Annotated in this window: 12 protein-coding genes and 1 tRNA gene; 6 read left to right on the top strand and 7 right to left on the bottom strand. The window is 72.2% G+C overall.

What is annotated here, in order from left to right:
• Window positions 1-21: 21 nt before the first annotated feature.
• Window positions 22-621 carry a TMEM165/GDT1 family protein gene (locus AN215_RS17985; protein WP_070011741.1) on the bottom strand — a complete coding sequence of 200 codons (600 nt, stop codon included), beginning with the start codon at window positions 619-621 and terminating at the stop codon, window positions 22-24.
• 507 nt (window positions 622-1128) lie between these two features.
• On the opposite strand from AN215_RS17985, the gene AN215_RS17980 reads away from it, so the two are divergent.
• From AN215_RS17980 to AN215_RS17970, 3 genes are all read left to right on the top strand, one after another.
• A complete protein-coding gene (locus tag AN215_RS17980) occupies window positions 1129-1800 on the top strand; it encodes an HNH endonuclease family protein (protein WP_070011740.1) in 672 nt (223 codons plus the stop codon).
• Window positions 1801-2361: 561 nt separating this feature from the next.
• A complete protein-coding gene (locus tag AN215_RS17975) occupies window positions 2362-4188 on the top strand; it encodes an alkaline phosphatase D family protein (protein WP_070011739.1) in 1827 nt (608 codons plus the stop codon).
• Window positions 4189-4387: 199 nt separating this feature from the next.
• Window positions 4388-5092: a DedA family protein gene (locus AN215_RS17970; RefSeq protein WP_070011738.1), complete on the top strand. Its 705-nt coding sequence runs from the start codon at window positions 4388-4390 to the stop codon at window positions 5090-5092.
• Window positions 5093-5124: 32 nt separating this feature from the next.
• Here AN215_RS17970 and AN215_RS17965 read toward each other — a convergent pair whose 3' ends face one another.
• From AN215_RS17965 to AN215_RS17955, 3 genes are all read right to left on the bottom strand, one after another.
• Window positions 5125-6339 carry a chitinase gene (locus AN215_RS17965; RefSeq protein ID WP_245694534.1) on the bottom strand — a complete coding sequence of 405 codons (1215 nt, stop codon included), beginning with the start codon at window positions 6337-6339 and terminating at the stop codon, window positions 5125-5127.
• Between the two features lie 172 nt (window positions 6340-6511).
• Entirely contained in the window at window positions 6512-7123 is a 612-nt protein-coding gene (locus AN215_RS17960) for a hypothetical protein (RefSeq protein ID WP_216093844.1), read from the bottom strand.
• Between the two features lie 331 nt (window positions 7124-7454).
• Window positions 7455-7529: transfer RNA gene (locus tag AN215_RS17955), tRNA-Val, on the bottom strand.
• 222 nt (window positions 7530-7751) lie between these two features.
• On the opposite strand from AN215_RS17955, the gene AN215_RS17950 reads away from it, so the two are divergent.
• The gene (locus tag AN215_RS17950) at window positions 7752-9008 is read left to right on the top strand and encodes a coiled-coil domain-containing protein (protein ID WP_171904243.1); all 1257 of its coding nucleotides are present in this window, start codon (window positions 7752-7754) and stop codon (window positions 9006-9008) included.
• Between the two features lie 92 nt (window positions 9009-9100).
• Window positions 9101-9331, top strand: coding sequence for an FmdB family zinc ribbon protein (locus tag AN215_RS17945; RefSeq protein ID WP_070011736.1), 231 nt, complete (start codon window positions 9101-9103; stop codon window positions 9329-9331).
• Between the two features lie 68 nt (window positions 9332-9399).
• On the opposite strand, the gene AN215_RS17940 is transcribed toward AN215_RS17945, so the two are convergent.
• Together AN215_RS17940 and AN215_RS30430 are read right to left on the bottom strand one after the other, a co-directional pair.
• The gene (locus AN215_RS17940) at window positions 9400-10275 is read right to left on the bottom strand and encodes a pentapeptide repeat-containing protein (protein ID WP_079123256.1); all 876 of its coding nucleotides are present in this window, start codon (window positions 10273-10275) and stop codon (window positions 9400-9402) included.
• Window positions 10276-10374: 99 nt separating this feature from the next.
• The gene (locus AN215_RS30430; RefSeq protein WP_107374391.1) at window positions 10375-13086 is read right to left on the bottom strand and encodes an SAM-dependent methyltransferase; all 2712 of its coding nucleotides are present in this window, start codon (window positions 13084-13086) and stop codon (window positions 10375-10377) included.
• 280 nt (window positions 13087-13366) lie between these two features.
• Between AN215_RS30430 and AN215_RS17930 the strand changes: the two genes are divergently transcribed.
• Entirely contained in the window at window positions 13367-13975 is a 609-nt protein-coding gene (locus tag AN215_RS17930; protein ID WP_171904215.1) for a rhodanese-like domain-containing protein, read from the top strand.
• Between the two features lies 1 nt (window position 13976).
• Here AN215_RS17930 and AN215_RS17925 read toward each other — a convergent pair whose 3' ends face one another.
• Window positions 13977-14783 (bottom strand): HAD family hydrolase, encoded by an 807-nt coding sequence (locus AN215_RS17925; protein ID WP_245694591.1) that lies wholly within the window; start codon window positions 14781-14783, stop codon window positions 13977-13979.
• Between the last annotated feature and the right edge of the window lie 56 nt (window positions 14784-14839).

Below are 14839 nucleotides of genomic sequence, written 5' to 3'. Positions count from 1 at the left end.
ACGGGGTGCCGGGGGCGCGGGTCACGGCGCCACGGCCTCGTACAGACTGAACACGGCGAGACCCGTCATCAGCAGTGCCGCGACCCTGGTGATCAGCCGCAGCGGCACGAACCGCATGAGCGTCCGTCCGCCGATGATCCCGATGGCCGCGACCGACCACAGCGCGAGCACCGCACCGAGACCGACCGAGAGGGGATCGTCGTACCGGGCCGCGAGGTTGGCGGTCATGATCTGCGTCAGGTCTCCGAACTCCGCGACCAGGATGAGCATGAAGCCGCTGGAGGCCACCTTCCAGAAGGACCGGCCGTCCGGTGCCTTCGCCTGCTCCTCGCCCTCGCCTCCTGCCTCCCCTCCGTCCTTCTTCAGCAGCAGCACCGCTGCGCCGGCGAGGAAGAGCACGCCGACCACGGCCTGGACGATGCGGTGCGGAAGCAGCGTCAGCACACTGCCGGCCGCCACCGCGAGGACGACGTGCAGGACGAAGGCGGCGGCGACACCCGCGAAGACGTACGAAGCGCGGTAGCGGGTGCCCAGTACGAGACCTGCGAGAGCTGTCTTGTCGGGCAGTTCGGCGAGGAAAACGACACCGAAGACGACGGCGGCGACGGAGAGGCTGATCACTGAAGGGGTCCTCCGGAAAGGGCCGCCGTACCGGAGCGGAGCACGCTTCGGCACGGCAGCGTCGTACATGACGGACACTGCTCGGCCGAAGGTCTCGCTGGCGCCTTACCCCGAACCGGCCGCGTGCCGCTGCCTGTCCGGGATGCCGCGCTCCGGGCGCCGGGGCGGGACGAACGGCCGCCGGCGCACCGCTACGGACGGCGGTGGCCGCGGACCGGAAGCCCGCCCAGTGTGTCGACGGTCCGGCGAAGAGCTACTCCCCTTCTGCTGGACGCAAGGCTAGACGATGCGCCCGTCCGTGCGCGATCCGCCTCCGGACGGGCGCCGGGAGAGGGAAAGGGGAGGGAAAAAGGCGCGGTCAGCGGGGAGTTGTGACCAAGCCCTTGATGTGACGTGAACACGTCGTCACGCTGTTACCTGACGCCTGCCTCCCGGCAACGTGTCGTCGGCACGATCAGTCCCACGGGGCGTACGCCTCGCAATTCCCCCCACAACGAGGGAGTCCGTATGCAGAAGCGCATACGCACGAAGCTCTACGCGCGTCGACGCAAGTCGGTCATAATCACCGCAATCGCCGCTCCCTGCGCCGGGCTGCTGCTCTTCACCACCGGCATCGCTCCCGCCCAGGCCGAGCCGCCCGCGCCACCTAGCGCCTCCGAGGCGAAGACCATGCTGGACGGGCTGTCGGAGCAGGCAGAGGGCTCCATGGACGGCTACGACCGCGAGAAGTTCCCCCACTGGAGCGACCAGGGCGAGGGGTGCGACACCCGCGAGGCCGTCCTCAAGCGCGACGGCGAGGGCGTGGAGACGGGCAGCGACTGCTACCCCACCAGCGGCTCCTGGACCAGCCCCTACGACGACGGAAAGTGGACCGACCCCTCGGACGTCGACATCGACCACATGGTGCCGCTCGCCGAATCGTGGACCTCGGGCGCCAGCGAGTGGACTCAGGAGGAGCGGGAGAAGCTCGCCAACGACATGCAGGTCGCGCAGCTGCTCGCGGTCACGGACAACGTGAACCAGTCGAAGAGCGACCGGGACCCGGCCGAGTGGATGCCGCCGAAGGAGAGCTTCCACTGCACCTACGCCCGGATGTGGATCTGGGTGAAGGACACCTACAAGATGACCGCGGACTCGGCCGAGAAGAGCGCACTGAACGACGCACTCGGCACCTGCTGAGCGGGTCGGCGGCGGGCAGCCCTCACCTGGTGAGCCGGTCGGCGGCGGGCCGGGCGCGCGGCGGCCGGGCCTGACTGGGCCGGACTGGACCGGACCCCCGATTCACGGTCTGGCCGGGGCTCCGTTCACTGCGCCGCTCACAACCCAGAGCACTGCTCCGGAATGCACGCCTCCACGCGGAGGGTCAGGGCAATTCCGGAGCAGTGCTCTTTGGGCGCAGGGGAGCAGTGCTCTCTGTTTCGGAGCGACGCTCCCTGCCTCGGAGCGGTGCTCTCTGTTTCGGAGCGGTGCTCTCTGCGCAGACGGATGCGGGCCCGGGCGCCAGGCTCCGCCCGCCACAGCTGGGTGAGCACCGCTCTCGGACCGGAGCACCCCTCCCCACGCCCAGCCCGTGAGCACCGTGCCCGTGAGCACCGTGAGCACTGCTCTCGCAACGAAGCACCGCTCCGATCTCCTCCGCCATGACAAGCCGCCAAGACAAAGAGCACCGCTCTCCTCGTCGGAAACTCGCCGGTTGCCCTGGTCGTTCCGTACCGTGCGGGACGACGGAGGGAGAACTCCATGGGCAGGCTGCGCCTGGGACCGCTGCTGCGTTACGTCGACGAGGACACGGCGACGATCTGGATCGAGACCGACGGCCCCGCCGAGGCCGAGGTCCGCTGTGACTCCGGTACCGCCGGCGGCACCGCACGCACCTGGCAGATCGCGGGCCACCACTACGCCCTGATCACGGTCGTCGGCCTCGAACCCGGCACCGAGACCGCCTACCGCCTGCTCCTCGACGGCAGCGAGGTCTGGCCCATGCCCGGCTCCCCGCTCCCCCCGAGCACCATCCGCACACCCGCCCCCGGCACGGGCAACGTCGACGTCGCCTTCGGTTCGTGCCGCTGGGCCGCCCGCCCCTCCGGCAGCAACCACGACCCGGTCGGCCCCGACGCCCTCGACGCCCTCGCCCAGCGCGCCATCGCGGGAGGCGACCGCCCGGATGTGCTCCTGCTCCTCGGCGACCAGGTCTACGCGGACGAGACCTCGGAGAACGTACGGGCGAAGCTCGCGGAGAGACGCGACCTGACGGAACCCCCGTGGAACCAGGTCGCGGACTTCGGCGAATACACGCTCCTCTACGACGAGTCCTGGACGGATCCGGAGGTGCGCTGGCTGCTCTCCACCGTCCCCAGCTGCATGATCTTCGACGACCACGACGTGATAGACGACTGGAACACCAGCGACGCATGGCGCACCGAGATGCGTGCGACCGGCTGGTGGCGCGAGCGCATACTGGGCGGCCTGGCGTCGTACTGGGTCTATCAGCATCTGGGCAACCTCTCGCCGGGCGAGCTCGCAGAGGACCCGGTCTTCGCTGCCGTACGTGCGGCAGGGGACGGCACAGCGGTGCTGCGCGAGTTCGTGGAGCGCGTCGACACATACCCGGACACTGCGCGCTGGAGCTTCCGCCGCGACTTCGGCAGGGTCCGCATGCTGATGGTCGACACGCGGGCGGCACGTGTGCTCGACGAGCAGGAGCGCGCGATGCTCGGCAAGCAGCAGATGGCATGGCTGCGCGAGCAGATGCTGACCGGGACGGGTCCGCAGGACCACGACCTCGCGGGCACCGCCGGACCCGGATCCCACGGGGCCGCCGGCGTTCACGGAACCACCGGCGTGCACGGAGCCGGGAGCGGCTACGACCACCTCCTCCTGGGCACGTCACTGCCATGGCTGCTGCCGCCTGCGATCCACGACGCCGAGACCTGGAACGCGGCCCTGTGCCGCGGCGCACGCGGCGAGCGCTGGGCGCGCCTCGGTGAACGGATGCGGCGCGCCGCCGACTTGGAGCACTGGGCCGCCTATCCCCGTTCATTCGACGCGCTGAGCGAACTCGTCGAAGAGGTGGCAAGCGCGCACGCGGCTCCCTCGACGGTGTGCGTCCTGTCCGGCGACGTGCACCACGCCTATGTCAGCGAGCCCGCCTTCCCGCGCCCGGTGAACTCCCTTGTTCTGCAGCTGACTTGCTCGCCGATGCACAACAGCGTCCCCGCGGTGATGCGCGCGGGGTTCCGTTTCGGCTGGAGCCGGGCCGGCCGCAGCCTGGGACGTGCGCTGGCCCGCCACGGACGTACGGGACGCCCGCTGGTCAAGTGGAAGCGTTCCGGCGGCCCTTGGTTCGGCAACCAGCTCATGACGCTGCGGCTGCGCGGCCGTTCGGCTGAGCTGTCGCTGGAGCAGGCGCGGGCCGTTCCCGAGGGGGCGGACAGCCCGGGCGGTGTTCCGGGCGCCGGACGCGGCAGCCGTTCGCGTCTGGACGAGGTGCACCGGCGGACGCTCGTATCCCCTCAGGACCCACCGGCCTCCGCGTCCCCCAACGAGCCCAGCCACACGGGAAGTTGATCTTCCCCCGGGCTGCCCCGGAGTGCTCCCCCGGCCCTTTGAAGATCCGTTACTGCTCTGAGACAGGACCGAGATCGATCCCGCACGCAGCAGCGGCTCCCGCCGCAACAAGCGGGCGTACGCTGGACTGACTCTTGATCTGAACCTGACGTGACACGCGGAGCGGCGCAGCGAACTGAGAGGTACGGGGGAAAGAACGGTGCTGGAGTTCCTGGGATCCGTGACCGGGTCCCCATGGCTGTACGGGGTGATCGCGGCCTCCGTGCTGCTGGACGTCTTCGTTCCCCTGCTGCCCAGCGGTGTGCTCGTCGTCGCGGCCGCGACAGCCGTGGCGGGCACCACGGCCACCACGGCCACCACCACAGCCGCCGGCGCCGCGGATCTGCCCGACCAGGCCCGCCATGCCGCCGAGTCGGCGCACGTACCTGAGATCCTCGCGCTGGTGCTGTGCGCGGCCACGGCCTCGGTGCTCGGCGACCTCGTCGCGTACCGCATGGCACGGCGCGGCGGTGACCGTTTCGACCGCGCCCTGTCCCGCTCGCGCCGTCTGAGGCTGGCTCAGGAGAGGCTCGGCCGTGCGCTCGCGGGCGGCGGGGGCGCGCTGGTCGTGCTGGCGCGGTTCGCCCCGGCGGGGCGCTCCGTCGTGAGCCTCACGGCGGGTGCGGCGCACCGTCGTGCGAAGGAGTTCGTCCCGTGGTCCGCCCTGGCGGGGCTCACATGGGCCGCGTACAGCGTGAGTCTCGGCTACTTCGGGGGGCGCTGGCTGGGCGCGACCTGGCTCGGGACGGCGGTTTCGGTGCTGGCGCTGTTCACATTCGGCACGCTGGCGGCGTACGCGCTGCGGCGCAAGGCCGAGGACGCCGGCGACGGCCGGGAGGCCGGTCAGCCGGCGCACTCGGCGTAGGGCAGAGGGAGCCCCTGCTCCGCGGCCCGGGCTCAACGGCCGTGCTGCGCCAGGGTCTTCGTGTACTGCCACGGCTTCTGCGCAACTCCCGAGCAGGAGTCCTCCGCGGGGTAGGGGCGTGCGCCGCAGGGCCGGTCCCGGTTGACGGACCAGAAGGTGAGCCTGCTCAGACCGTGCTTGCGCGCGTGGGCGGCGATGGTGCGGAAGTCCTCCACCGTGATCGTCTCCCCCTCCCCCGTGATCCCGTTCATCGAGGAGATGCCGCTGTGCGCGTACGCCTCGGTCTCCGAGTAGCCGTACGCGTTCATCAGCCGGTCCTTGAGCCCGTCGACCGCGCGCGTGCTGATCCGTCCCATGTCCTCGCCCTTGGCCGACGGCACGAACGAGAACGGCATGATGCTCCACGCGTCCGGCTCCACACCCATCTCCGCGGCACGGTCGATGAGCGAACGGTCGGGCCCGGAGCGGTAGCTGGGCAGCGTGATGTACGTGACCAGGCCGGGGTTGGCCTTCTTCACGCGGCTGAGTGCGGCGAGGGTCTTCCGCTGCGCCTCCTTGCTGCGGTAGGCGCTCATCTCGATGTCGATGTCGATCGCCTTGAGGGAGTAGGCGTCGATCACCTTCTGGTACGCGGCCGCCAGCGACTGCGCGTCGGCGCAGCTCTGTTCGAGCTTGTGCCCCAGGCCGCCGCCGAAGGACGGGATGACGTCGCCGCCCGCCGCCCGCACGGCCCGGACGGTGCGGTCGTCGACGCCGCCGGACAGCGGCCGGCGGCCGTCCCAGCGCGGTTCGCAGGTGCCGCGGCTGAGGACGAAGGCGAGCGAGAACCAGCGGACGCCGGTGGCCGCCATGACCTCCGCGGGTTCCGGCGCGTCTCCCCAGCCGAGTGAGAGGTACGGCGCGACGGCCATCGGGGCGGGAGGCAGCGGAGCGGCCCGGGTGGCCGGGGCGGCGGTCGCGGGGGTCGTCGGATCAGCGGTCGCAGGGGCCGCCGGATCAGCGGGCGCGGGGGCGGCCGGAGCGGCGGTGCCGAGGGTGGCCAGCGCCAGCGCGAGGACACCGCCGGCGCGGACGAGGTGGCCGGCCGGGCGGGACCGTCCCGTTCCCCGTTCCGTCCCGGTCCGTCCTGCGCCGGACAGCCCGCCGCCCGTACGGCCTGGACGGCTGCGGCGGGCCACGCGTGTGCCGCGGTTGCCACGGGTGCCGGGGGTCATGCGGGTGACGCGAAGCCGGGTCAGCGCTCTCATCCGATCCCTCATCTCTCGGCCGGTGCCCTCTGTCATGCCGAGATGGTGGACACGCCGGGCGTCCGGGCACAGCATCCGCCGCCCGGCGTGTCCTGCGCCCGTACGGACCCGTCGCCCACGCCGCGAAACCCTCAACTCCCCGGACACACAAGGGAGTCGGGGAGCCGCCGGGTCACTCCTCGGGGCGGTCGATCTCCGAGAAGCCCTCACTCCGCTCCCAGCGGAGGGTGTAGAGACCGGAGTCGCTGTCGTAGAGGAAGACGACCCTGCTGCCGTCGTCGTTGATGGAGGTGTCGTCCCAGCCGTCGAAGTCCTCGGTGACGTCGATGTCCCACTCGGTCAGGTCGCCGGTGCCCACCCCGGCCACGGACTCGGTCGGCGGCTCACCGTCGGAGCAGTACAGGCCGAAGTCGGCGATGAGCGAGACGGTGCCTTCGCGCTCGGCGAGTCCGACGCCCTGGCAGAGGTCGGTCCTGGTCTTGTAGAGCGTCTTCCACTTGCTCCACTTCCCGCCGCCGGCAGCCTTGTGCCGCTCCTGCACGCCTGTGCCCTTCACCAGCCGCACGTGGACCTTCCGGCCGTCACCGAGTTCGAGTTTCGACTCGTAGTCGTCGTCCGCGGCCGCCGCGGCAGGCTGGTGCCGTCCGTCCGGACCGGCGGGGCCGCCGCCCGGTTTCACGTCCTCGCCGACGGAGACGCCCTGCGCCGTGCCGTAACCCGTCGCCAGCAGCGCGGCGACGGCCAGCCCCGCGAGGCCCGCCCTGTGCGCCCTTCGGATTCCCACGATGCGATTCCCCTCTGAGTGGTCGTCCCCCGTCGGTCGCGTCACGCCCGTGCGGCGGCCGGGACGCTCCGAAGACGCAACCCGCCCGCTCCCCGGTTCCCGCCGGGCCGGATCAGGAGCCGACTGCCGCTCGGCACAGGCAACAGACCTCAAAGTCCGCCGGATCCCCGGCAGTTGGGCGAGGCCTCGAGGAGCCCGGGACACGGGAAGCGCCGGCTCGACCGGGGAGGGAGAGATGATTCCGGCCGTCAGCCTGCGCGGGCCGGCCCACAGGAAACACACGCCGAAGGCCCGCCGCGATCATGCGGCGGACCTTTGACATGCGGGTTTGTGGTGGGCACAACTGGGATCGAACCAGTGACATCTTGCTTGTAAGGCAAGCGCTCTACCGCTGAGCTATGCGCCCTTCGAACGAGGCCACAGACTACCTTGTCCCGCGTCGGGCGGCGCAAACCCTTGCGGCCGGCGGCCGGGGGCTGGGCCTCCGGCGCCCGCGGGGGATGTCCGGTGGTGTTTTCCACGTATCGTTGAACGAACTGGCTCGTGTGTTCGTTGGCCCAGGGTGGGAGAATGACCAGCGATCGCTGGTGCGGGACGTGGGGACGCGGGGAGAGGTTCGGTGGCGGCTATGAACGGCGGCGGCACCCGCCGCTGGGGCTGGGGCAGCGCCCGTGCGGAGCATCAGCGCGCCGACGCGCAGGCGGCCAAGGACGACGCCGCGGCCGCCTTCTACGAGCTGGACACCGCGCAGCGTGACCTGCGGATCTCCATCGAGACCCTGAACGCCGTCGACGACTCCCCCGCCGCCCGCAAGGCGGTCGCGGACTTCGCGGACTTCGGCTCCCGTATCGACCAGGTCAGCCACGAGTACATCTCCGCCGTCGACGCCCACGACCTGGACCGGGACGACCTCGATGCCGGCGCCGCCGCCCGCGCACGTGCCGAGCTGGCGAAGGCCCGCCAGGAGCTGGAGCGGGTCAGGGGCGAGCTGCAGCGGTTCGGGGAGAGCCTGGCCCCGCTGCTGTCGCAGGCCGAGACGCAGCTGGCGCGGCTCGCCCCAGCCGTGGAGCGGGCCAAGCAGGGCCTGCTGGCGGCGTCGAACGCCCTGGACGCCACACGGGACTCCGGGCTCAAGGCCGATGATCTCGCCGGCCGGCTCGCGGCGCTCTCCCCTGATCTGACCAAGCTCAACGAGGGCGCGGGGCAGCACGGCGTGCAGGAGACGCTGCGCCGCGCGGACCGCGTCGTGCGCGAGGCCGAAGCGGTCCGCGGAGAGGCGGAGCGGCTGCCCGAGCGGGCAGCGGAGACCGACAAGCGGCTCGCATCGCTCCGTACGCGCGCACAGGCGCTGCACACCCGGGCCGGCCAGGTCGAGCCGGTGCTGAGTGAGCTGCGGCGCCGCTTCAGTGCCGCCTGCTGGCAGGACCTTCAGCAGGTGCCGGCGCAGGCGGCCAAGTCCGTACAGCGGGCGGAGGAGAAGCTGGCGGAGGGCCGCAAGGCGCGCGACGAGCAGCGCTGGGCCGACGCGACGGCGCAGCTGTCGACGGTGCGGGCGCTGCTGAACTCCGCGGACGAGGCGATCAAGGCGGCCGGTGACCGGCTGCAGCGGCTCAACGAGGTCTCCTTCGACCACACGAAGGAGGTCGAGCGGACGCGTTTCGCGATCCGTGACGCTCAGCGCCTGGCGATGGCAGGTCGCAGCACGCCCGACCCGTCCCACGCGGGGCCGCTCGACGACGCCGTCGCGCGTGTGGACCGGGCTGTGGCCGGGCTGACGGGACGCCACCCTGACTACTGGCATCTGCTGACCGAGCTGGACGCCGTGAAGGAGGCGGTCCAGCGGGTGGTCGAACAGATCCGGGAGCAGCGGGCCGCCGGTCAGTGATGTGCGGGCGTGCGGGCGTGGGCGGCCCTGCCGTCCGCCGGCGGGGGCTGAAAGCCGTCGGCAAGGCTGACGCGCGCCGGTAGCATTCGTGCATGCCGCGATACGAGTACCGCTGCCGTGAGTGCGACACGCAGTTCGAACTGGCCCGTCCCATGGCCGAGTCGGGGGCGCCGGCCGACTGCCCCAACGGCCACGGGGACACGGTGAAGCTGCTGTCGACCGTGGCTGTGGGCGGTGCCTCCGCCGCGTCCGCCCCCGGCGCGGCTGCCGCGCCGGCGGGAGGCGGCGGGGGCGGCTGCTGCGGCGGGGGCTGCTGCGGCTGAGGCTGCCGCCGCTGGGCACTGTGCCCTGACCGGCGGCGGCCCGCCCGAACGGCCGGGGCCCTGAGGGCCTACCGCCAGTGCGCCGGGCGGCCGAGCCCGTCCGGGACCCGGGTCGCCGGGCTGCCCTTCGCCGCGTCGAGCTGCGACCGGGTCAGGAAGAGACTTCCGCTGAGGTCCGCTCCGCTCAGGTCGGCGTCCCGCAGGTCGGCTCCCGTCAGGTCCGCGCTCCGCAGGTCCGCACCGACCAGGTCGGCGGCGATCAGGCGGGCCCCTCGCAGCGACGCGCCCCGCAGATCCGCTCCGGCCAGCCGCGCTCCGGTGAGGTCGGCACCTCTGTGGTCCTTCTTCGGGCCGGGCTGCCGCGACCGTACGGTTTCGCTCGTACGCAGCAGCAGGCCGTTGACGCGGTCGCGGAGCGCCCGCATGTCCACGGCGGCGAGCTCGTCCGGGCTGCCGTGCGTGAGGCGCGTGACGTCGTCCAGAGCACGGCCCAGTTCGCCGCGCTGGGGCCCGGTGCCCGGGAGCGTCACCGCTTCGGTCAGGAACAGCAGCAGCTCATGCAGCTGTCTCATCACCGGGAAGACCTCGAACATCCGCTCCGCGGTGCCGGGTTCGCGCCGCCAGTCGCGGCCGCCGAAGGTGACCTGGGAGACCTTCTGGCCCGCTCCGTGGCAGTCGTACACGCTGCAGCCGGAGAAGCCCCGCTCGCGGAGCCCGGCGTGGATGCCGCAGCGGAAGTCCGGCCGGAGGTTCGGGCAGGGCTCGCCCGCGTCCTTGGCGAAGGCGAATTCCGGGGATGCGAGGAAGGGCAGCGCCACGCAGCACAGGCCGAAGCAGTTCGCGCAGTCCGCCTGCAGATGCTCGGGCCGGGGGCCGGGCGGGACCGGGGTCAAGGCGAGGGTCTCCTGCGGACCTGGGAGGCGGTGGATCTCCGATCGTTCCATGCGCGCACGCACCCACGACACCGGTTTTCCGCCCGGCCGCTCACGCACCCGCGACACCCGTCGGCCACCCGCCCGGAGCCGCCCCTCGCCGGCGCGCTCCTAGCGGATGCGGGCGACCGCCCCGTATGAGCCGACCCGCGCGTCGTCCTCCGCCAGATCCTCCTCGGAGCGTTCCGAGCGCCAGCGGTGCACCAGCACGATCCCGGGCTCGACGAGCTCCAACCCGTCGAGCAGCGCCGCAACTTCGTCGTACGTACGGGGCTTCACCGGGGTGCCCGTCAGCTTCTGGTGCTGCTCGCAGACCGTGTCCGCCTCCCCGGGATCGATGTCGCCGGTGAAGTGCGAGAGCGTCAGATAGCTCCCGGGCGCCAGCGCATCGGTGAAGCCCCGGATCATCTCGTACGCGACACGGTCGTCGGTGACGAAGGGCAGCAGCGCGACCAGGGAGAGAGACACCGGCTGGTCCAGGTCGAGGGATTCGCGGACCTCTGGAGAGTCGAGGACGCGGGCGGGGTCCGTGGCGTCTGCCCGCAGAAACGCGGTGCGGCCGAGCGGGCTGCCGCTGAGCAGGGCCTCGGCGTGTGCGTGTACGACGGGGTCCTCGTCCACGTAGACGACGCGTGCGCTGGGGGCTTCGGACTGTGCGACCTGATGGAGGCTGGGCTCGGTCGGGATTCCGGCGCCCAGGTCGAGGAACTGCCGTATGCCGGCGTGCCCGGCGAGATGGCGTACGGCGCGGAGCATGAAGGCACGGTTCTCGCGGGCCATGACCGCCACGGCGGGGGCGGCTTCGACGGACTGCTGAGCGGCGGACCTGTCGGCCGCGTAGTTCGTCCGGCCGCCCAGGAAGTAGTCGTAGGCGCGCGCGGGGTGCGGCCTGTCGGTGGGGGGCTGTCCGGCGATGCTCCTGGCCTGCTCCGCGGTCCCGGCGGTCTCCGCGGCCTCGCCGGTCTCCTCCGGGGACTTCTCGGCGGTCCCGTCCGGGGCGGTCCGCCGCGCTTCCCGTTCGCTGCCCGTGACGGTGGAAGGCCGGACGTGGCCCGAGGTGTACAGCGCCCAGAGCAGTTCGTGGAGGGCTGCCGGCCTGTCCTTGCGCAGCGGCAGATGTGTGAGGGTGCCGGCCTCCCGCAGCCAGCTCGCGAGACTGCCGCGGGAGATGCCCAGTTCGCGGGCCGTCTCCTCGGGGTCGAGTTCATGCTCGACCCATACGGACAGGGCCGACAGCAGACGTGGAGGGAGCCCGGACAGCACGCCGTTGCCCCACATGACGGCGCCTTCGTTGTCGAGGACCTGACGCACGCCGCCGGCCGGCACCACCCCCGGTACCGGCGGCGGCAGGTCGGCCAGGCGCATCGCCAGATCCAGCTTCGCCCGGTCCCCGAGCAGTGCGCGGTCCAGGCCCACCCGTCCCGTCAGCTCGCCCATCCGTGACAGGACGGTGTCGCGGTGCAGCCCGAGTAGCCGTCCGGCGCCCTGCGATCCCATCTGGATTCCCGCGCTGCACACCTCCAGCAGCCGTCGCCGTTCCGCGTCGGCGAGGTTCTGCTCCAGCGGCGCCAGCAGCTCCCTGGCCCATGCACGGGCCGAGGTGTCGAGCAGTTCCGCGAGAGGCGGGCGTCCGTCGTGCACCGCCACGCCGCCCGGGGTGCGCAGAGCCGCCTCCACGCTCACCGCGGCCGCACCGTAGAGGCGCGCGGCGTGTTCCAGGGGCCCGCGGCCGCTGACCCCCACGGCACGGTCGGGGTCCGCTTCGGCGACCGGCTCCAGCACGGTCTGGACGGGGGCCTGCGCACCGTCCCAGATGATGATGAGCTGGGCGTCGTCGACCGGGCAGAGTACGGTCAGCGCCCGTCCCCACTGCAGCGCCTCCTCGACCTCCGCCGCGACCTCCTCGCGGTCCTCCTCCGCCGCCTTCTCCAGGACCGCGACCTGCACCACGCCCGCGGCCATCAGGCCGGGCGCCAGGGGTTCCACGGCTCGTCCGGCGGAGGTCACGTCGCCCACCATCAGGTACTGGAACGCCGAGGTCCGTGCCGCCTGTACCGCGGAGTGGAGTCGGCGCTCGCGTTCCGTCACGTCCTCCTCGCGCAGCAGCCCGGCCACCATCACGGCTACCTGTTCCAGGCCGAACCGGCTGCGTCCTCCCCATGGCTTGTCACGGGAGGCGACCAGCAGCCGGTGGGGCGGCCCGATGCCCACCGGCCACACCTCGACGTAACGTCCCTGCGCGGCGCCCCGTACCGGCCCGACCTCCCGGCCTCGTACCAGCTCCCGCAGCAGAGCGGTGTGCCGGGACACCTCCGGGGGCCAGTCCTGCTCCCGGTAGCCGTCGACCACTCGCACCTCCGCGTGGGACTCACGTGAGACCCACTCCAGTACGCCTTCGGGGCCGCCGCCCTCGGCCATCGCGTGCGCGGCGACGTTCGTGTAGGTCTCGACCTGCTGGACCTCCGCCTGCAGCGCCGCGACCTGTGCTCCCATGAGCGCCTCCGCGACCCGCACCGGTCCGCCGGGGATCAGGGGCGTCAGTACGGGGACGAGGCCGCAGTCGGGCACCTCGTCGCCGTCGCCGGTCTCGCCGCAGAGCACCACGCCCGACGCGTCCTCGGCGCGGAGCCGCACCCACTCCAGATCGCTGTCGGCGGACGTCACGAGCAGCACACGCTCCGTACGTTCACCGATCGGCGGGCCGTCGGGGCCGCAGCGCATGATCCTCTCCACCAGCCTGCCGGGGTCGTCGGGCGCGTCCCCTGTGCTGGCCCACCGCAGCAGCGGCGGAGAACCCGCGGTCAGATGGCCCAGCGTCAACATGCCTCCAGCGTCAGCCCGGGCACCACGAGGCGCACCTCGGGCCGGCCGTCCACGGGCGCACGCGGCGCGTGCCGGTGGCCCCGTGGCGTGTGCCGGTGGCGTCGTGGCATGCGGTGGGCGGTTCCGGGACCGGCGGGTCTCCGCCCGCCACCGCACCACAGGCCGTATGACACGAATGGGCGAATTGCCCGGGAGGGCGGACAGAGTCGAGGGGATTCCGTGCGGACATCCGGAATACCTCACTCCGCGGCACTGCTGAGCCGGTCAGATCTGAAGCAGGATGATCAGAACCGAACCGGAAGGCTCCGCTGTGACCGACCCGTCCGCGACTCTCACGGTCGACGAACTCGCACCACGGCTGAACAGCGCCACCGTCATCGACGTCCGCGCTCCCGGGGAGTACGCCTCGGGGCACATCCCCGGCGCGCACAACGTTCCGCTCGACCGTCTCGACGACGCGCTGACCGCGCTGGGCGCCGCCACCGGAAAGGGCGAACTGGTCGTCGTCTGCGCGTCCGGGGCCCGTTCCGGTACGGCGTGCGGCCGACTGGCGGGCCAGGGGATCACGGCGACGTCGCTCGAAGGCGGGACGCAGGCCTGGGCCCGGGGCGGTCACACGCTCGACCGTCCGGAGGGCGCACGTGCGGTATGGCCGATGGAGCGTCAGGTCAGGCTCGTGGCAGGGTCGCTGGTCGTGCTGGGCATTCTGCTCGACCTTGCAGTTCCGGGTGCGCGCGTCCTTTCGTTCCTGATCGGCGGCGGACTGGTCTTCTCCGCGCTGAGCAACACATGCGGCATGGCCGCGGTGCTCTCGAAGCTGCCGTACAACCGACGAAGGGCCGGTGACGCGGGTCTGGACGCCACGCTCCGCAGGCTGACGCAAGCCTGAGTCAGTCCTCGGTTCCGCCTCCGGGTCCGGGTGCGTCTCCCGGTCCGGGTCCGGGTGCCGTCGGCCGGGACGCCGTCCCGGTCCTCTCGCGCATCTCCCGTACGATCCGCTCGCCTGCGGCGACGCCGCGCTCGCTCAGCGCGGTGATGTGCCCGGCGCTCCATCCGCTGCCCGCGAGTTCGCCGTGGCCCGGAAACCAGCCCTCGTCGGCGGCGAGCAGCATGTCCGCGTCGAGCAGCGAGTCACCGGCCGCACAGGTGTACGTCGCGCCGGTGCGCCGGGCGACCTCGGCGACGGCCGCGCTCTTCGTCAGGGGGCCCGGTACGGCGTAGATCTTGCGACCCTGCAGCGACACGGTCCAGCCGCGGGGCTCGGCCCAGGCGGTCAGCTCCTTCACCCACGTCTGCGGCAGCCGGGAGCGGTCGACGACGAGGTATGCGAACAGCTCGTCGGCGACGCGCTGTTTGAGCACCCACTCGCCCTCCGAGGACGCCCCGCGCAGATGTGCGCAGACCTCCTCCAGGGGCGCGCAGCCGGCGAGCCCGCGCCGTACCTGTGCGTTCCAATCCGGGTCGGGCTCACCGTCGACCAGCAGATGGCCGCCGTTGGCGCAGACCGCGTAGCGCGCGGGCCCGCCGGGCAGCCGCACACGCCGGTACTGTTCGCGGGTCCTCGTGGTGGTCGGGACGAAGACGCACCGGTCCGTCAGCTCGGCCAGCATCCCCGCGGCCGTCTCCGTCATGTACGACAGCGGCCGGCCCTCGTACACCTCCACGCACAGCAGCCGCGGCGCCTCGCTGTCCGGCATGCTCAGCCCGAGGGCCGCCGCCGAGTAGATCAGTGTGCGGTCGAGGTCGCTGGCGA

This window comes from Streptomyces abyssalis (assembly GCF_001751365.1).
Lineage (GTDB): Bacteria > Actinomycetota > Actinomycetes > Streptomycetales > Streptomycetaceae > Streptomyces > Streptomyces abyssalis.
This window is presented reverse-complemented; position numbering and strand designations above follow the sequence as displayed.